The 16541-nt window shown below is 30.8% G+C and carries 17 protein-coding genes; 9 read left to right on the top strand and 8 right to left on the bottom strand.

Annotated elements, in window-relative coordinates:
* Window positions 1-101: 101 nt before the first annotated feature.
* Together H2684_RS09945 and H2684_RS09940 are read left to right on the top strand one after the other, a co-directional pair.
* On the top strand, window positions 102-602 hold the full coding sequence (locus H2684_RS09945) for a nitroreductase family protein (RefSeq protein ID WP_182089258.1): 501 nt from the start codon (window positions 102-104) through the stop codon (window positions 600-602).
* Window positions 603-678: 76 nt separating this feature from the next.
* On the top strand, window positions 679-1308 hold the full coding sequence (locus H2684_RS09940) for a flavodoxin family protein (protein ID WP_182089257.1): 630 nt from the start codon (window positions 679-681) through the stop codon (window positions 1306-1308).
* Between the two features lie 78 nt (window positions 1309-1386).
* Here H2684_RS09940 and H2684_RS09935 read toward each other — a convergent pair whose 3' ends face one another.
* The 4 genes from H2684_RS09935 to H2684_RS09920 form a co-directional block, all read right to left on the bottom strand.
* A complete protein-coding gene (locus tag H2684_RS09935) occupies window positions 1387-2643 on the bottom strand; it encodes a hypothetical protein (protein ID WP_182089256.1) in 1257 nt (418 codons plus the stop codon).
* A 161-nt stretch (window positions 2644-2804) separates the two neighbouring features.
* Window positions 2805-3461 (bottom strand): deoxyribose-phosphate aldolase, encoded by a 657-nt coding sequence (gene deoC / locus H2684_RS09930; protein ID WP_182089255.1) that lies wholly within the window; start codon window positions 3459-3461, stop codon window positions 2805-2807.
* 147 nt (window positions 3462-3608) lie between these two features.
* Window positions 3609-4535: a sugar-binding transcriptional regulator gene (locus tag H2684_RS09925; RefSeq protein WP_182089254.1), complete on the bottom strand. Its 927-nt coding sequence runs from the start codon at window positions 4533-4535 to the stop codon at window positions 3609-3611.
* Between the two features lie 163 nt (window positions 4536-4698).
* Window positions 4699-5589 carry a PAS and helix-turn-helix domain-containing protein gene (locus tag H2684_RS09920; RefSeq protein ID WP_182089253.1) on the bottom strand — a complete coding sequence of 297 codons (891 nt, stop codon included), beginning with the start codon at window positions 5587-5589 and terminating at the stop codon, window positions 4699-4701.
* 286 nt (window positions 5590-5875) lie between these two features.
* Here H2684_RS09920 and H2684_RS09915 point away from each other — a divergent pair, with 286 nt between their 5' ends.
* The 5 genes from H2684_RS09915 to H2684_RS09895 are packed head-to-tail and all read left to right on the top strand — an operon-like array spanning window position 5876 to window position 11915.
* Window positions 5876-6868, top strand: coding sequence for a sugar phosphate isomerase/epimerase (locus H2684_RS09915; RefSeq protein WP_182089252.1), 993 nt, complete (start codon window positions 5876-5878; stop codon window positions 6866-6868).
* Between the two features lie 13 nt (window positions 6869-6881).
* The gene (locus H2684_RS09910; RefSeq protein ID WP_182089251.1) at window positions 6882-7970 is read left to right on the top strand and encodes a Gfo/Idh/MocA family oxidoreductase; all 1089 of its coding nucleotides are present in this window, start codon (window positions 6882-6884) and stop codon (window positions 7968-7970) included.
* A 44-nt stretch (window positions 7971-8014) separates the two neighbouring features.
* A complete protein-coding gene (locus H2684_RS09905) occupies window positions 8015-9280 on the top strand; it encodes a 2,4-dienoyl-CoA reductase (RefSeq protein WP_182089250.1) in 1266 nt (421 codons plus the stop codon).
* A 48-nt stretch (window positions 9281-9328) separates the two neighbouring features.
* The gene (locus H2684_RS09900) at window positions 9329-10876 is read left to right on the top strand and encodes an FGGY-family carbohydrate kinase (protein WP_182089249.1); all 1548 of its coding nucleotides are present in this window, start codon (window positions 9329-9331) and stop codon (window positions 10874-10876) included.
* Window position 10877: 1 nt separating this feature from the next.
* Window positions 10878-11915 (top strand): aldose 1-epimerase family protein, encoded by a 1038-nt coding sequence (locus H2684_RS09895; RefSeq protein WP_182089248.1) that lies wholly within the window; start codon window positions 10878-10880, stop codon window positions 11913-11915.
* A gap of 85 nt (window positions 11916-12000) precedes the next feature.
* On the opposite strand, the gene H2684_RS09890 is transcribed toward H2684_RS09895, so the two are convergent.
* Window positions 12001-12504 carry a nitroreductase family protein gene (locus tag H2684_RS09890; RefSeq protein ID WP_182089247.1) on the bottom strand — a complete coding sequence of 168 codons (504 nt, stop codon included), beginning with the start codon at window positions 12502-12504 and terminating at the stop codon, window positions 12001-12003.
* A 212-nt stretch (window positions 12505-12716) separates the two neighbouring features.
* On the opposite strand from H2684_RS09890, the gene H2684_RS09885 reads away from it, so the two are divergent.
* Complete coding sequence (locus H2684_RS09885) at window positions 12717-13241, top strand: phosphatase PAP2 family protein (protein ID WP_182089246.1); 525 nt, start codon at window positions 12717-12719, stop codon at window positions 13239-13241.
* A gap of 4 nt (window positions 13242-13245) precedes the next feature.
* On the opposite strand, the gene H2684_RS09880 is transcribed toward H2684_RS09885, so the two are convergent.
* Window positions 13246-13860 (bottom strand): histidine phosphatase family protein, encoded by a 615-nt coding sequence (locus tag H2684_RS09880; protein WP_182089245.1) that lies wholly within the window; start codon window positions 13858-13860, stop codon window positions 13246-13248.
* Window positions 13861-14020: 160 nt separating this feature from the next.
* Here H2684_RS09880 and H2684_RS09875 point away from each other — a divergent pair, with 160 nt between their 5' ends.
* The gene (locus H2684_RS09875) at window positions 14021-14377 is read left to right on the top strand and encodes a PTS glucitol/sorbitol transporter subunit IIA (protein ID WP_182089244.1); all 357 of its coding nucleotides are present in this window, start codon (window positions 14021-14023) and stop codon (window positions 14375-14377) included.
* A 114-nt stretch (window positions 14378-14491) separates the two neighbouring features.
* On the opposite strand, the gene H2684_RS09870 is transcribed toward H2684_RS09875, so the two are convergent.
* On the bottom strand, window positions 14492-15541 hold the full coding sequence (locus tag H2684_RS09870) for an alcohol dehydrogenase catalytic domain-containing protein (protein WP_182089243.1): 1050 nt from the start codon (window positions 15539-15541) through the stop codon (window positions 14492-14494).
* A 62-nt stretch (window positions 15542-15603) separates the two neighbouring features.
* Window positions 15604-16251, bottom strand: a complete 648-nt coding sequence (locus tag H2684_RS09865; RefSeq protein ID WP_182089242.1) for a class II aldolase/adducin family protein — start codon at window positions 16249-16251, stop codon at window positions 15604-15606.
* Window positions 16252-16541: the final 290 nt, after the last annotated feature.

The following is a 16541-nucleotide window of genomic DNA, read 5'->3' as shown; positions in this document are numbered from 1 at the left end:
AGGTACTATAATACAAAATAGTATGTACTTGTTATAAATTAACTTATTGACTATAATATTAACATAGATTATTTGCAATATCAATTAGGAGGATTGTATATATGGATGCAATATTAAATAGAAAAAGTATAAGAAAGTATAAAAATGCTAAAGTAAGTGATGACATTGTTGAAGAACTATTAAGAGCGGCTATGGCGGCACCTTCTGCTGGAAATGAACAACCTTGGGAATTTGTTGTGTTAAGAGATAAAGAAGTTATGAAAAAAATAACTGAAGTACATCCATATTCAAAAATGTTGTTACAGGCAGATGTTGCAATTGTAGTATGTGGAGATGAATCAAAAGAAATATTTAAGGGGTTTTGGATAGAAGATTGTTCTGCTGCTGCAGAAAATATATTAATAGCTGCTGAGGATAAGGGATTAGGTGCTGTATGGCTTGGTGTTTATCCAGAGGAAGAAAGAACAAATGCAATAAAGGATATTTTGAACTTACCAAGTAGTGTAATTCCTTTATGCGTAATACCTATTGGATATCCGGATGAACAAAAGAAAGCTGTAGATAGATTTAATAAAGAACGAATACATTGTGATAGGTGGTAATAAATTAGTATTTTGGTAATGTGATTTATTGCAAATAATTATAAAAATAAAATTGATATATGAGGGAGAAGAGTATATGAAAGTTGTTGCTTTTAATGGAAGTCCTAGAAAAGAAGGTAACACATATCACGCTATAAGATTAGTAGCAGATGAGTTGGAAAAAGAGGGAATAGAAGTTGAAATAATTCATGTAGGAAATAAATCTATAAAGGGATGTCTTGCATGTAATTATTGTGTTAGAACTGGACAAAACAAGTGTATAACTAAGGATGATCCAGTGAATGAGTGGATAGAAAAAATGATAGAAGCTGATGGAATAATACTAGGATCTCCAGTTCATTTTTCTGCTATAGGTGGAGCAATGAAATCATTTTTGGACAGGGCATTTTATGTTGTAGGTGGAGGATTATTAAGGCATAAAGTAGGTGCAGCTGTAGTTGCTGTTAGGCGTTCGGGAGGAATTCCTACTTTTAATCAACTTAATAATTATCTTAACTATGCTGAAATGCTTATTCCAACTTCAAATTATTGGAATGTAATACATGGAACAGCTCCAGGGGAAGCTATGAAAGATGAAGAGGGAAAACAAATAATGCGGGTATTAGGAAAAAATATGGCATGGCTTATGAAATTAGTTGAAAATGGCAAAGGAAAAGTTCTAGAAAAAGAGAAAGAAGATAAAGTATTTACAAACTTTATAAGATAGTAAAATCAATAAATAATATGTAGGAAAAGTGATTCATTACTTTTAAAAAATGAATCACTTTTCTTGTTTTTTAAAATTTTAAGAAGTCTTATTACATGGATTCATACACTCAATAGATAATGTTACTTTTAAATCAGCTCTTGAAGGTAATATACCAGTTCCTAAAAAGATTTGAGAATCTGGTATAGTTGGATTAACTTCATCTAGCTCATTTTTAATAAGAGTCTCTCCATACACAGAACTTGATATTAATTCAAAGCGTATAATTTTTTGTGAATTAGAATTTTGAGGTATATTTATTTTATCACAAGTTATTTTGATGTCAGCAGGTCCTTGCATATTAACGTTAGTTGGAACTTGTTTTTCATTATTTGCAAATACAACAGTACAACCTGAAAAGTCTAAAAATTTCACTATTACTCCTGTAGGAATTACTAGAGTATCTACTATATTAACTTGGGTGCTAGGGGAATCACCAATATTAGCTATAGTAATTATATATTCAGCTACGCCATTTTCTAATACATTGCAACATTTATTAGATTCTAATTGAACGGCGTCTATTGTAGTTGAAGATGTGGCTGTAGCTTCAGTACCTTCACTAGTTACAGTTGCAAGATTATTAATTATATATGATCCAGGGTTGGATATACCTATTATTGGTACATTATAGGTTACTATTATTTCACTACCAGGTTCTAATTTCCCTAAAGATCCATTTATTGTAATTTGGCCAGGCTTATTAGTAATAATATTTAATTTTTCAAGGCTTGTGCTAATATTCCCTGAAGTAAGCTGAGTAGGTAGAAAAAGAATATCCGATAGAACTACATCTTCTAATGTAGCATTACCTATATTGCTTATTTCTAGAGAATATTCAATGATAGATTGATTATTTTCAATAATAGTTTTGGCATCTTTATTTATAGACAGTTTTCCCTGAGGGTTACATTCAGGAACTAAGAATCCTCCATTACAATCAAAAACCGTTATAATTGAATTTGTATTTATTGAAATAGGTTGTGTAGCTACAGGAAAGTTCCCTTTTAGCTCCAACCTGTAAGCAACAGAAACGCCTTTTGTGTATCTATTGTTGGTATCTATTATTACAAATTGGAATCCTTCAGGTGCGTCACCAAAAATTTTATCTGATTTAGATAGGGTGTAGGGTACAGATGTCCATTCACCGCAACCGTCAATTTTTTCAGATACGGTGAGCAGTTCTTTTTTTATTATTTCGCATATTGGGATAGCAAAAGAAGTTATAGCTACAGTGTCAGCGTCACAATCTGTTATTAATTTATATGTCCAAAAAGACCTATTGAGAGAAGACACATAACAAGGATTTGTAACAACCTCTCCACTTGGTAAACAGTGACATTTAGGTTGAACAACTGATATACCTATATTTTTGTCACAACAATTTAAATTTTCTAAATAAAATAGTTATTATGAAATATTATGTTTATTACAAATAGTGATCTTTGTTTTTTATATTAAATTTCACTTATAATATCTTTTGTCCTACTAATTCCAATACGGTCTGCACCTGCTTCCATTAGTGCCATGCACTCTTCAAAAGTATGAATGCCACCAGCAGCTTTTACTTTAACCTTATCAGAAACAGATTGCCTCATTAAACGTACATCTTCTACAGTAGCTCCAGATTTAGCAAAGCCTGTGGATGTTTTTACATATGCCGCTCCTGCCTCTTCAACTAGCTTAGAGCCTAGTACAATTTCTTCTTTTGTTAAGAAACAATTCTCTAAGATTACTTTTACAATTGCAGGTGTAGCATCAACTACTGATTTAATATCATTTTTCACCTTTTCTGTATCTCCGCTTTTTAATGCACTTATGTTAATAACCATATCCAATTCAACTGCACCTCTTGAGTAAGCATCTTTTGCTTCAGCAACTTTGGAAAATGTAGTATGTGCTCCTGATGGAAATCCAATAACTGTACCTATTTTAACATTTGTATCATGCAGTATTTCATAAGCTAAGTCCAAATTGCATGGATTTATACAAACTGAAGCACAAGAATTTTCTTTTGCAAAGTTTAATCCCTCTATTACTTGTTGTTTTGTCAATTCTGGCTTTAATAGTGAATGGTCAACATGTGCTAAAAACTCTTTCTTAGTTAATTTCATTTTTAATTCTCCCCTTCGTTTTAATTTTTTATAATTTAAATATTTGTTGTATCAATATATTAAAATATTAATAATATTTTGATAATTAAAATATTTTTCTTTATAAATTTATGAAATTAATTAAGTAAATAATAAAAAGAATTAGTTTTAAGTCATTAAAAAGTCTGCTATATTTTTATCTGTAATTAAAATATCAACATATCCGCATTTTAATGCTATTTTTGTAGTGTTTGCTTTTTCTAGTCCTTCAACTATACATATTTTAATTGGTATATTTTTTAAATCTTGTTCATTTATGCCGATACTTCTATCTGTAATATTAGAACAACATTTCTCACCGTATTGATTTAAAAACAGTATTGAAACAATATCACATACTGCATTTTCATTTTTTAATTGAGTTAAATCTTTTTTAGAAAAGTAACCAGATTTATTAATGCTGCTATTCGGATTTAACGGAAATCCTAGGCTGAATATTGCAACATCAGCTTTTTTAGATTGATTAATGACTTCTTTAATTTGAATGTCATTCATTAATATTTCTTTTTCTCTTTTATCTTTTACTAGTGCAGGCGCTAACAGAGATAAAGATTTAGCACCTGTTTTCTTTGCTATATTAGAAGCAATTGTCGATGCGTGCCAATCAAAATTGCTTTTTCCATGTCCGCCTATAATTGGTGTAAATAATAAATTCATATTAGACATATCATCCATATATTTAGGAAGTCTACTAAGTGTACTTCCCCATCCAAGAGCCACTGTTGAATTCTTTTTAAAAAAATTTTTTAAATAATTTGCAGTTACTTGTGCAATATTTTCTTTCATATCTTTACTCATAGTATCGTCAACAATGATTGTTTGTTTTAAATTATACTTATTAGTAATATCAGATTCTAATTTAAAATACAATCCACTATAATCAATAATAATTTTAACAATACCAGTTTCCCTAGATTTGCGCAAATATCTAGAAACTTGCATTCTTGATAAGTTTAATTTGTTTGCAATTTGAGATTGTGTTAATCCTTCATTATAGTACATATGAGATATTCTTATTAATAGTCTTTTTAGCATAGCCTATTCCTCTAATCATAATCTTTGTTCATTTGAACATTATAAGTTATTATTAACATCTTGCTTATATTCTATGCTTTTTATTGTTTTTTGTCAATATATAAGATAATCTAATTTTTAAATTACAGTAATATAAAACTACATAATACATGTATTATTAATTTTATTGTAAATTGTTTTTTAAATATGATTGGAGATTTTCGTGAGTACTTAATTTAAGCTTTTTGCGTATGTTTTGACGATGAGAATCTACTGCACGTTTTGAAATAAATAATTTTGCCGCAATTTGCTTTGATGAATATCCATCTTTTATTAGCATAGCAACTTCACGCTCTCTTGAGGAAAGAGTATTGATTAAAGGATTAGTTTTTTTACTAAGTGGGGATGAGAGGCATTTTATCATAGAAGAAATAATTTTTATATCTTCTTTAGATGATTTTTGTTTTAGGTATTCAAAATAAGGCTTAATATATTTATCAATATTTTTTTGTATTGTCAATTCTATTTCTTCAATTTTTTTGTTTTTTTCATGTAATTGTTCTGTAAGCAAGTTATTATAGGCCATTAATAGTGCATATTTAATTTTTAAGTCCTGTAAGTTACGTTCTACTGATTTCAATAAGGAAATATTTCGGATATATTCTATAACAAACATTACATTTCCATCTTTACCTATAATAGGAACAGAATAGAGTTTAAGGTAACCTTTAAAGGTATTATCTGAATAAAAATCAACTGTTGATTGTTGAGGCTTTTTAGTGTGAAGACATCTCATAGTAGGACAATTTTTACATATAGTATTTCTGTTGTGAAAAAATTTATAACATTTAATATTTTTATAGAAATGTTTTGTATTATACCAATGAATCATTGCTTGATTTGCATATTTTATATATAAGTTTGGACTGAGAATAGAAATACCATCTTGAATTGTGTCAAGTATAGTAAGTAAAATTTTATTATTAGATATAAAGTCTTCAAAAGTAATATTTGTGGATACGTTGTCTAATACTTTAGGTAAAAAAGTCCATTCTTCATATTCATTATTAATCATAATCTTCCTCCTATCATAAGTTAATTTTAAATTCAATGTTTTTGCAGGCTTTTATTAATTTTTGATAAGATGCTAACATGTAAGATAATAATTGATTATGATTATGAGGGATTTTAAGGCTTTATATCTATAATTTATATTAAAACAATAAATACTGATAATATTTGCGCATTTTACTGGTATTTTTTCTGTATTTTCAATCTTATTTTTTGATGCTACTATAATTATAAATTAACAAGTAAAGCTTTTCAATAAAATATTTTAAATAACTAAAGGAGGTACTTTTATGAAACTTGGTGTATTGGCTTGTTTATTAAGTGATAGAAGTCTTGAGGAGGCAATTAAACTACTTTCTTCTATGGGAGTAGAAACTATGGAAATAGGATGTGGTGGAGCTACTGGAGATGCACATTGTAAGCCAGCTGAGTTACTTGCAGAACCTGAGAAAATTAGTGAATTTAAAAAGTTATTTGAAAAATATAATATGGGTATAAGTGCATTGGATTGTCATGTAAATCCAGTACACCCAGATGAAAAGGCAAATAAAGCTGTTAATAAAAATTTAAATGATACAATTCTTCTTGCTGAAAAACTTGGGGTAAAAAATGTTGTTACTTTTGCAGGATGTCCAGGAGAACCAGGAGGACATTATCCAAATTGGGTTGTTCAGCCATGGCCTACAGAGTTCGAAGAACTTTATAAATGGCAGTGGAATGAAGTAGTTATTCCTTATTGGAAAGAAAAAGCTAAATTTGCTGAAGCACATAATGTAACAATGTGTATAGAGATGCATCCAGGATTCGTTGTATATAATCCTGAAACAATGTTGAAACTTTACAATGCAGTTGGTAGTGAGGCAATTGGTTGTACATTTGATCCTTCCAATATTGTATGGCAAGGTGTAGATGTGCCTACTGCAATTCGTACATTAGGACATGTTATTAAGCATTTTCATGCAAAAGATAGTATTGAATCTATGCATAATATTGCTGTAAATGGTAGATTAGATGCTAAAAATTATTCAGAAAGAACAAAGAGAGCATGGTCATTCCGTACAGTTGGTTATGGTCATGATGAGTTTTATTGGAAGAAAATTATGTCTGAACTTGTAGATGCTGAATATGAAGGTGCAATTAGTATTGAACATGAAGATACTTATATGAATAATATTGAAGGGCTTACAAAAGCTGTTGACTTTTTAAAGAAAGTTATGATTCGTGAAAAAGCAGGAGAACTCACTTGGGCCAATACAGATAATATGGCAAAAGCTGAAAAATAAAGGAGTTGATAAGATGCTAAAATTTGGTATAGTAGGTGCATCGAAAGGTGCATTTATATCGGATGTGCATATTAGAGGAATTGAAGCTACTCACAGAGCAAAATTAGTTGCAGGATGCTTTTCAAGACATCCTGAAAAAAATGCAGAGGCAGCTGAATATAGAGGAGTTTCCAGTGAGAGAACTTATGCAACTGCATTTGAAATGGCAGAAGCTGAGGGAAAACGTGAAGATGGAATTGATTTTGTTGTAATTACTACTCCAAATGTTTTTCATTATGAAATTGCAAAGGCATTCTTGAATGCTGGAATTAATGTTTCATCTGATAAACCAGTTACAACAGATGAAAGTCAAGCATTGGAGCTTCAGAAACTTGCAAAAGAAAAAGGATTAAAATTTTGTGTAACATTTACCTATGCTGGGTATCCAGCATTACAGCATGCGCGTGAGATAATAAAGAGAGGCGATCTTGGAGATATTGTAATGATAATGGGAGAATATGTTCAAGATTGGCTTGCAGGAAATACAGGTATGCCACCTTGGAGAACTGATCCAAAGTTAGTAGGAAAAATGAATAGTCTAGCAGATATTGGAAGTCATGTTGCATTTACAGTTAATTATTTAACAGGGCTTGAAATGTCAGAAGCCTGCTGTGAATTGGATAACGTAGGTGGATATAAAACAGATACGAATTCAAGCGTTTTATTAAAATATAACAATGGTGCAACAGGTATTATTTGGGCATCTCAAATTGCACATGGTAACGATAATGGAATTCGTATTAGAATTTATGGAACTAAAGGTTCTATTGAATGGCGTAATGAAGAGGCAGAAGTATTTAATATGACACTAGAAGGTTACCCAACTATGTTGATTTCAAAAGGTCGTCAATATAAAATGCCTTATTCAAGTTCAGGACGTCTTCCAGCAGGGCATCATGAAGGACTATATTATGCATTCGCTAATATATATGAAGAATTCTTAAAAGATCTTGAAGGAGAAAAAGCAGGATATTATCCAAATATTCAAGATGGTGTTCGTATTATGCATTGGCTTGATTCCTGTTGGGATAGTAATAAGAAGCATTCTTGGGTAAAGTTATAAAATATAAAATTATTATTTAATAAATAAGTGGGAGAGGAATATATATGGATAATAAAAATACACCTTTGGCACAGCCATTTAAAGTTGGTAATTTAACAGCAAAAAATAGATTCTGCATACAGCCAATGGAATGTTGTGATGGAGATGAAAAAGGCATATTTACAGAGGATTCATTAAAACGTTATGAAAACCTTTTCGCAGGTGGAGCAGGAGTAATAGTTATGGAATCTATAACACTGCAGTTTGATACTCGTGCTCGTAAGACTCAATTGATGTTAGATGTTGATGATCCTGAAAATAGAAAAGCATGGGAAAAATTTGTTAAAAATTTAAAGACGAAATATCCAGATCCTATTTTTATAGTTCAGTTGAACCATTCAGGTGAAGTTTCTGCTGAAACATTCTCACACCGTGTATGTGTTAAGCCGTTATATGGTTTTGGTGGAGAAGTTATAGGAGAAGAGTATATAGATGGTGTAATTGATTCATTTGTAAAAGCATCAAAGTTTTTATATGACATAGGTGTGGACGGTGTAGATGTTAAGTTCTGTCATGGATATTTAGGATCTCAGATTTTGCGTCCTTACAATGATAGAAAATGGAAGTATGGTGGATCTTGGGAGAATAGAAGTCGTTTTGCTTTTGATATGATTGAGAAAATTAGAAAGGCTGTAAATGATGACAATTTCTTAGTTGGTGCTAAAGTTACTATGTATGAAGGAATGCCAGGTGGTCAGGGACATGCAGGCCCAGATAGTCCACTAATTGATCTTACAGAATCAATTGATTTAGTAAAAGGATGTGAAGAAAGAGGAGCTAGTTTTTTCATTGAAACATTGGGAAATCCATCTGTAACTTGGGATTTAATGACTCCAAATTCTGTAACAGCTGACGATGTATATATGCATATGACTATGGCTAAAATTTTAAAGGATAATGTTAAACCAGAAACTCTAGTAGTTGGTGGGGGATTATCTATACTTGGTAATGGTAAGTACAATAAATTGAGAGGTGTAAAACCTGAATGGAATAATCTTTTCCACTGGGGCAATTATATGGTTGGAAATAATCATTTTGATATGATTGCTTTAGGACGTCAGTCATTTGCAGATCCATTCCTTCCTAAAAAGTATATGGAAAATAGGGAAGATGAGATTAATTGGTGTACATGTTGTAATGGATGCAGTGAACTTATGATTCGTCAGAACCATGTTGGATGCGCTGTATACAATAAAAAATATGTAGATCTACTTAAAAAGGTTAGAGCTGAAAAAGGTAGACTTAAGAGAGTAGTAACTGGTGATGAATAATATTATATTTCAAGAAATTGATTTTTAAATGTTAGCGGAGGTGAAATTATGGATCAGAAAGTTATAGCATGGGATTTAGGTACAGGTGGTAGTAAGGCATCTTTATATGATGAAGATGGAAATTGTCTTGCAAAAACTTTTATTTCATATAATACGTATTATCCTGCACAAGGATGGCATGAACAACATCCACTTGATTGGTGGAATGCAATTGTAAAAAGTACAAAAATGCTTATTGAACAAACAGGAGTTTCAAAAGATGAAATTACATGCTGTGGTATTTCAGGTCATAGTTTAGGTGCAGTATGCATATCAAAAGAAGGAAAACTGTTAAATCCAAGTTCTCCCATATGGTCTGATGGACGTGCAGTAAAACAAGCAAGTGAATTTTTTAAAAACTATGATGAAAAGAAATGGTACATGACAACTGGAAATGGTTTTACAGCAGCTTTCTATACAGCATTTAAATTAATGTGGTATAGAGATAATATGAAAGATATGTTCGATAAAATTTATAAAGTAGTTGGTACAAAGGATTATATAAACTACAGATTGACAGGAAGAATATGTACAGATCCTTCATATGCATCAGGATCAGGTGTATGGGATCTTGAAAATTGGAAATATTCAGATGAATTAATTGATGCAATGAAACTTCCAAAAGATATTTTCCCAGAAGTGATTCCGTCTACAGGAATTGTAGGAAAAATTAAGCCGGAAGTGGCAGATGAAATAGGTCTATCAAGAAATCTTCTTGTAGTTAGCGGTGGTGTTGATAATTCTTGTATGGCCCTTGGAGCAAAAGCATTTAAAGAAGGAAGAGTTTATAATTCTTTAGGATCATCATCTTGGATTGCAGTTTCATCTAAAAAACCAGTTTTAGATGTAAAAGTACGCCCATATGTATTTGCACATGTAGTTCCAGATTATTTTGCCTCTGCTTTATGTGTAACAGCAGGAGGAACCGCATTTAGATGGATGCGTGACCAACTTTGCCACGAGTTTGTAAATGCAGCAAAGGAAATTGGAGAAGATGAATACGATTTAATGACAAAAGAGGCCAGTAAGTCACCAGTAGGTTCAAATGGTTTAATGTTTAATCCAAGCCTTGGCGGAGGAATGCCAATGAATAAAAGTTACAATTTACGGGGTGCATTTTTAGGATTGGATTTAATTCATACTAGAGCTGATGTTATTAGAGCAAGTATGGAAGGAATATCTATGGGACTGCGTAGTTGTCTTGATGAGTTAAGGAAATTAACTCCAATCGGTGATGAAATGCTTTTAGTTGGTGGAGGAAGTAAAAGTGCTGTTTGGAGACAGATTTATGCTGATATATATAAAATGACTGTATTAAAGTCTAATATTGATGAGCAAGCGGCAGCGTTAGGGGCAGCGGCTTGTGCGGCAGTTGGAACTGGAATTTGGAAAGATTTTGATAAAATTGATGAGCTTCATCACATTGAAGAGAAGGTTTCACCAATAGAAGATAATGTTAAAAAATATGATAAATTAATGGATGTTTATAATTATGCAACAGATATGCTTTGTGATTTAGGCGATGTTCTCATGAATTTAAATTTATCGGAGGAATAAAATGAGTACTTTATTTGGACATGAAATGACTCGCGATGAAATTATGAAACGTGTTGGTGACATTTCTCAGATAGCTAGAATAGTTGATTATCGCTTTCAGTCAGGTAGAGCAGAAGGAATGCGTGGACTAGATGTAGTTAATGGTTCTGGACTTGAATTTTCAGTAGTGCCATCTCGTTGTTTAGATATTACTTGGGCATCATATAAGGGAATTCCACTTTCATTTATTTCAAAATCAGGAATAAGTTCTCCATTCTTTTTTGAAAAAGATGGACTTGGATTTTTAAGAAATTTTACATGTGGGCTTACAACAACTTGTGGCTTAACATATATGGGAGCACCATGTAATGATCAAGGCGAAGAGCTTGGACTTCATGGACGTATATCAAATACACCAGCGCAGAATTGTTCTTATAAGACAAAATGGGAAGGTAATGATCTTATCTTTACTATTGAAGGACAGATGAGGGAAAGTTCCATGTTTGGTGATAATATGGTTTTAAATAGAAAGATTACGACGGAACTTGGAAGCAATTGTATAAAAATTGAGGATACCGTTGTTAATGAAGGATTTAAAGAGTCACCATTTATGCTTATGTATCATTGCAATTTTGGCTTCCCAATTATTGATAAGAATACAAAATTACTAATTGATTCTGAAAGTGTAAAATCACGAGATCCGCGAGCTGAAGAGGGAATAGATGAGTGGAATTTATTTGATAAACCTATATCAGGCTTTACTGAACAATTGTATTATTTGAATCCAGTAGAGGATAAGGATGGTTATGCTTATGCTACTATAGAAAATCCTGATCTTCTAAATAGTGGTATTCAAATTGTACTTAAATATAGGAAAAATACATTACCATACTGTTCTGAATGGAAACAGATAGGTGAAGGTGATTATGTAGTTGGAATTGAACCAGGAACATGGTTACCAGAAGGAAGAGCAGAAGCTAGAAAGAGAGGTCAGCTTAAAACGCTTAAGCCAGGTGAGAATTATACAACTGAATTTCAATTTATTGTTAATGAGTTGTAAAATTAAATAAAATAATAAAAATTTATTTAGGCTGTGGATTTATGTCACAGCCTTTTTATATATTATATATAAAGTAACTATCATATTACCATTTGCCATAATGAACTTTTTCTTCTCTATAACGATCAACAAATTCATTCTTTTGCCCATCAGGATATCCTACAGAAATTAATCCAAAAGGTTTTATATATTCGGGAAGATTATATAATCTACTTAGATTTTTAGATATTTCTTCTGATGTTGCTACTCCAAACCATACTCCTCCAAGTCCAAGGTGTACTGCTTCAAGTAACATATTCTCAGATGCAGCTCCCATATCATGAGTCCAAGCTGTTGGAGCTATCATATTGTATTGGTTTCCAAGTAGAATAAATGTAACAGGTGAATTTGCAATAGGCTTTGAATAAGGAGATATCTGAGATAATTTTTTTAAATCTTCTTTATCTTCAACTACAATAAATTCCCAAGGTTGTTGATTAACTGCTGATGGAGCTTGCATAGCTGCTCTTAGTAATTTATTAACTTTCTCTTTTTCTACTGGTATATTCTTAAATTTGCGTATACTTCTACGAATAAATATTTCTTCCATTAGAATTACCTCCAATATGTTTTTATTTAAAAACTTTAGTTATTCATAGATATAAGATTCTATGAGTAATCTGGTATATTCTTTTTTAAAAGTTTTTCCTGCTTTGTTGTAAAAATATACGTTATTCTATTGAAAATTTTTAGATACATGTATTTTCATTTATAATATATTTTATGATATAATTGTTTAAAAAATATATTATGGAGTAAAATATGAAAGTTTTAATTAATGAATTTGATAGTTTTATATTTAAATTTATAGAAGATAATATGTATAGTAGTATGATGGATAAGATAATGATATTCACAACTAAGCTTGGAAATACAGGTATTATATGGATTGCAATATCATTATTCCTTATAATGAGTAAAAAAAATAGAAAAGCTGGAATTGTAACTTTAGCAGCTGTAGTTTTAGGAGCTATATTAGGTGAAGGTATAATAAAGAATATAGTTCAAAGACCAAGACCTTTTGAGGAATCTAATATAGTACATATCTTAATTTCAAAACCAAAATCTTATTCATTCCCTTCAGGTCATACTACAGCTGCATTTGCAGCTACTTCAACTTTATCAAGGTATTTTAAAAAATACTCTATAGGCTTATTCATTTTAGCAATTTTAATAGCTTTTTCAAGGATATATCTATATGTTCACTATCCTACAGATATTTTAGGTGGTATAATTTTAGGACTGATTTGTAGCAGAATAGTATTTTACATATTTAATAAAAAATGAATAACTAATTTGGTAAATGTGAAGTATCATTTATGCTATATATAATTGGATCTAAGTTATCATTGAGAAGTATTTTAGTTACAGATGTATTTGAAAGTATAAATTTATGATACATTAAAGGATCTAAGTTAAATAATCCAACTAATGCAGCTTTTAATATTCCACCATGTGCAACTACAACAATTTTCTTTTGCTTATTTTTACGAACAATGTTCATTAATGCATTTTTAGACCTTTTACAAGCATATTCAAGGCTTATTTCACCTTTAGGAAGACTAGCATTACCAGGATCATTTTGCCATTTTAAATATTCATCTTTATATTCAGAATATATTTGTTTTAAAGTTAGGCCTTCCCATTTTCCAAAGTTTATTTCACGCAAATCATTTACTATTATTGGAGTCTTCTTTGAATTACTTGCAATTATTTCAGCAGTTTTTATAGCACGTTTTAAAGGGCTTGTATAAATACAATCAAATTTTCCCTTTAAGTGTTTTTTAAGATATTTTGCTTGAATTATGCCTTCTTCTGAAAGTTCTATATCTGAGGATCCTTGATATTTTCCTAATTTGTTCCACGAAGTTTGTCCGTGCCTTATCAATAATAATTCAGTTTCCATTTTACATCTCCTAAAATGTTTGTATATATTAAATAAATTGACAAATAGAATGTACTATTAAATATTAGAATATTTTATCTTTTAAGTCAATGGATATGTTGAATTACAATTTTCTTAATGATATAATTTCAGTTACTTAAATACTTAGGAGGAATTTTTTATGAAATATGAATCTAAGATTACGTTTATAGGTAAGTTCGCTTTTGAACTTTTAGATACATGTAATAGTCTTGTACTTTTTAATAATGGAGTCCCAAAAGAGTTGGCTGAAGTTTCTATACTACATACAATTGGAAGCTTTAAAGAAGAAATAGAAGTAGGGGATAAACTTGTATTAGGAAGACAGAGTTACGAAATAACTGCAATAGGTGATGAAGCTAGACATACTATAATAGAAATAGGACATTGTACATTAAACTTTTCAGGAATGAAAAGTGTAGAACTTCCAGGTCAAATTGTATTAAAAGGTGAATGTAGTCCAAGAGTAAAGGTTGGAGATACTATAGCTTTTATGTAATAATTTATTTATAATTTCAACTTAGAGTATAATTTTAGTGAGGAAATATAGTAGTAATTAATAAAAAAATAAGAGGAGATGCAAAAAAACATCTCCCATTTACATAATATATTTTTACCTATCGAGTTCTGGAATTATAGCATATTTTATGCCCTCTTGTCTTCCAATACTTTCAAGTGCATCTATTGTTTTAGAAAGAGGATATTCTCCAGTTATAAACATACTTCCATCAATTTGTTTTGTAGCAAGAAGATGTAGAGCTTGTTGTATATGATATGGTGTGTGATGATATACTGCTTTTATCTGTATTTCTTCGTAGTGGAATTTTTGACAGTCGATTGATATATGAGTTCCTTTTTTAGTTCCACCAAATGCAAGAACAAGTCCATTTGGCCTTATCATATTTATAGCATTTTCCCATGCTTCTGGAAATCCAGTAGCTTCAATTGCAACATCAACACCTTTTCCTTCTTGGGAAAGTTTTCTTACTTCATTTATATGTTCTGGTGAAGAAGCATTTACAGTATATACTGCCCCAAATTTTTTAGCTTGTTCAAGTCTATAATCTGATAAGTCAACAGAAATTACTCGTGCACCTTTTAAAGTAGCAAGTTTTACAAACATAAGACCTATTGGACCTGCTCCTATAACTGCAACTGTTTCACCAACTTTTATTGGGGTTCTATCTATTCCGTGTACTGCACAACCAAGAGGTTCTACAAGTGCAGCTTCTCTATAATCAAGCCCATCAGGAATTTTATAATAATTATAGTTCAATATTCTTTCAGGAACTACAACATATTCTGAAAATGCTCCATTTAAATATTGAAGGTTTTCGCAGAGGCTGAACATATTTCGTTTGCAGAAGTAACAATCATAACATGGAGCAGTGTTTGCACCTACAACTCTGTCACCAATTTTAAATTTAGTAACATTCTTGCCAACTTCTACAACATCCCCTGCAAATTCATGACCAAATGTTGAAGGTGTTTTTGTTATTATAGTTGGATGACCTCTTCTGTATGTTTTAAGATCAGTTCCACAAGTAAGGGCTGCTTTTACTTTTACAAGTATTTCATTATCACCAGGTGTAGGAATATCTATTTCCTCAAATCTTACATCTCCTGGAGCGTAAAACATCTGTGCTTTCATTTTTCCATTCATTTATAACCCTCCTGATTTTATACAAATAATTTTTATATTTACATATTTTTTAGATACTTTTATTATTTTTGTCCGTATTTTTCGATAATGGATTGTCTGGCTTCCTTACAAACTTCATCAGATAAAGGAGAAATGTTTCCTATTATTTTTGCACCAATTGCTATTTTAGCTGCTTCTTCAACAACTATAGCATTATTTAATGCTATATCTATATTTGCACCTACAGATAAAGCTCCATGTTTTGCCATAAGTATTGCATCATCATTTTTTAAGGATTCAGCAGTTACTTCAGCAAGTTCATTGGTACCCATTGGTCTATAAGGAGCACATCTTACAGGACCTCCTACTAATCCAGCTAATTCTGCTAGAATGCATGGAATTTCTTGATTGCAACAAGCCCAAGCAGTGGCCCATGGAGAGTGTGTATGAACTATACCGTTTACATCAGGTCTTCTTCTATAAACTGAACAATGCATACCAGCTTCTATTGAAGGTTTTCTTTTTCCATCTATTATATTACAATTTTCATCTACAACTACAATATCATCTGGGACAAGCTCTTCATATTTCATTCCACTTGGAGTAACACAAATATAACCTGTTTTAGCATCCCTAACACTAAAGTTCCCAAAAGTTAATGCAACAAGTCTTTGCTTTTGAACTTCTAATGCAATTTCTATAACTTTTTTTCTTTCATTTTCTAATAGCATTTGCATCTCTCCCCACATTTTTATAAAATTTCATTTTAAAGTTTTAAAATTAATTGAATATAAAATAAAAGTTTTTATTAATATAAATGTTTTAATTATTTTTACATATGTTCATATATTTGATTTATGTAAAACTAATTTTGATATTATATTAACATTCAGTTCTGAGTTTGTCAACAAATAAATTTGGAATTATGACAAATTATGGGTGAAAGATGATGATGTCCTAGTATAAGAAAGATAGGTTATATTTGAGAGGTGATATTTTGTTTTATATAAGTCAAAAATAT

The sequence above is a fragment of the Clostridium sp. cel8 genome (assembly GCF_014050525.1).
Classification (GTDB): domain Bacteria; phylum Bacillota; class Clostridia; order Clostridiales; family Clostridiaceae; genus Clostridium_B.
Note: the sequence above shows the minus strand (reverse complement) of the source record. Positions and strands in the feature narration are given on the sequence as shown.

Coding starts and splice junctions, on each gene's coding strand:
- H2684_RS09945 (WP_182089258.1), top strand. CDS start 102: ATGGATGCAATATTAAATAGAAAAAGTATAAGAAAGTATAAAAATGCT.
- H2684_RS09940 (WP_182089257.1), top strand. CDS start 679: ATGAAAGTTGTTGCTTTTAATGGAAGTCCTAGAAAAGAAGGTAACACA.
- deoC (WP_182089255.1), bottom strand. CDS start 3,461: ATGAAATTAACTAAGAAAGAGTTTTTAGCACATGTTGACCATTCACTA.
- H2684_RS09925 (WP_182089254.1), bottom strand. CDS start 4,535: ATGCTAAAAAGACTATTAATAAGAATATCTCATATGTACTATAATGAA.
- H2684_RS09920 (WP_182089253.1), bottom strand. CDS start 5,589: ATGATTAATAATGAATATGAAGAATGGACTTTTTTACCTAAAGTATTA.
- H2684_RS09915 (WP_182089252.1), top strand. CDS start 5,876: ATGAAACTTGGTGTATTGGCTTGTTTATTAAGTGATAGAAGTCTTGAG.
- H2684_RS09910 (WP_182089251.1), top strand. CDS start 6,882: ATGCTAAAATTTGGTATAGTAGGTGCATCGAAAGGTGCATTTATATCG.
- H2684_RS09905 (WP_182089250.1), top strand. CDS start 8,015: ATGGATAATAAAAATACACCTTTGGCACAGCCATTTAAAGTTGGTAAT.
- H2684_RS09900 (WP_182089249.1), top strand. CDS start 9,329: ATGGATCAGAAAGTTATAGCATGGGATTTAGGTACAGGTGGTAGTAAG.
- H2684_RS09895 (WP_182089248.1), top strand. CDS start 10,878: ATGAGTACTTTATTTGGACATGAAATGACTCGCGATGAAATTATGAAA.
- H2684_RS09890 (WP_182089247.1), bottom strand. CDS start 12,504: ATGGAAGAAATATTTATTCGTAGAAGTATACGCAAATTTAAGAATATA.
- H2684_RS09885 (WP_182089246.1), top strand. CDS start 12,717: ATGAAAGTTTTAATTAATGAATTTGATAGTTTTATATTTAAATTTATA.
- H2684_RS09880 (WP_182089245.1), bottom strand. CDS start 13,860: ATGGAAACTGAATTATTATTGATAAGGCACGGACAAACTTCGTGGAAC.
- H2684_RS09875 (WP_182089244.1), top strand. CDS start 14,021: ATGAAATATGAATCTAAGATTACGTTTATAGGTAAGTTCGCTTTTGAA.
- H2684_RS09870 (WP_182089243.1), bottom strand. CDS start 15,541: ATGAATGGAAAAATGAAAGCACAGATGTTTTACGCTCCAGGAGATGTA.
- H2684_RS09865 (WP_182089242.1), bottom strand. CDS start 16,251: ATGCTATTAGAAAATGAAAGAAAAAAAGTTATAGAAATTGCATTAGAA.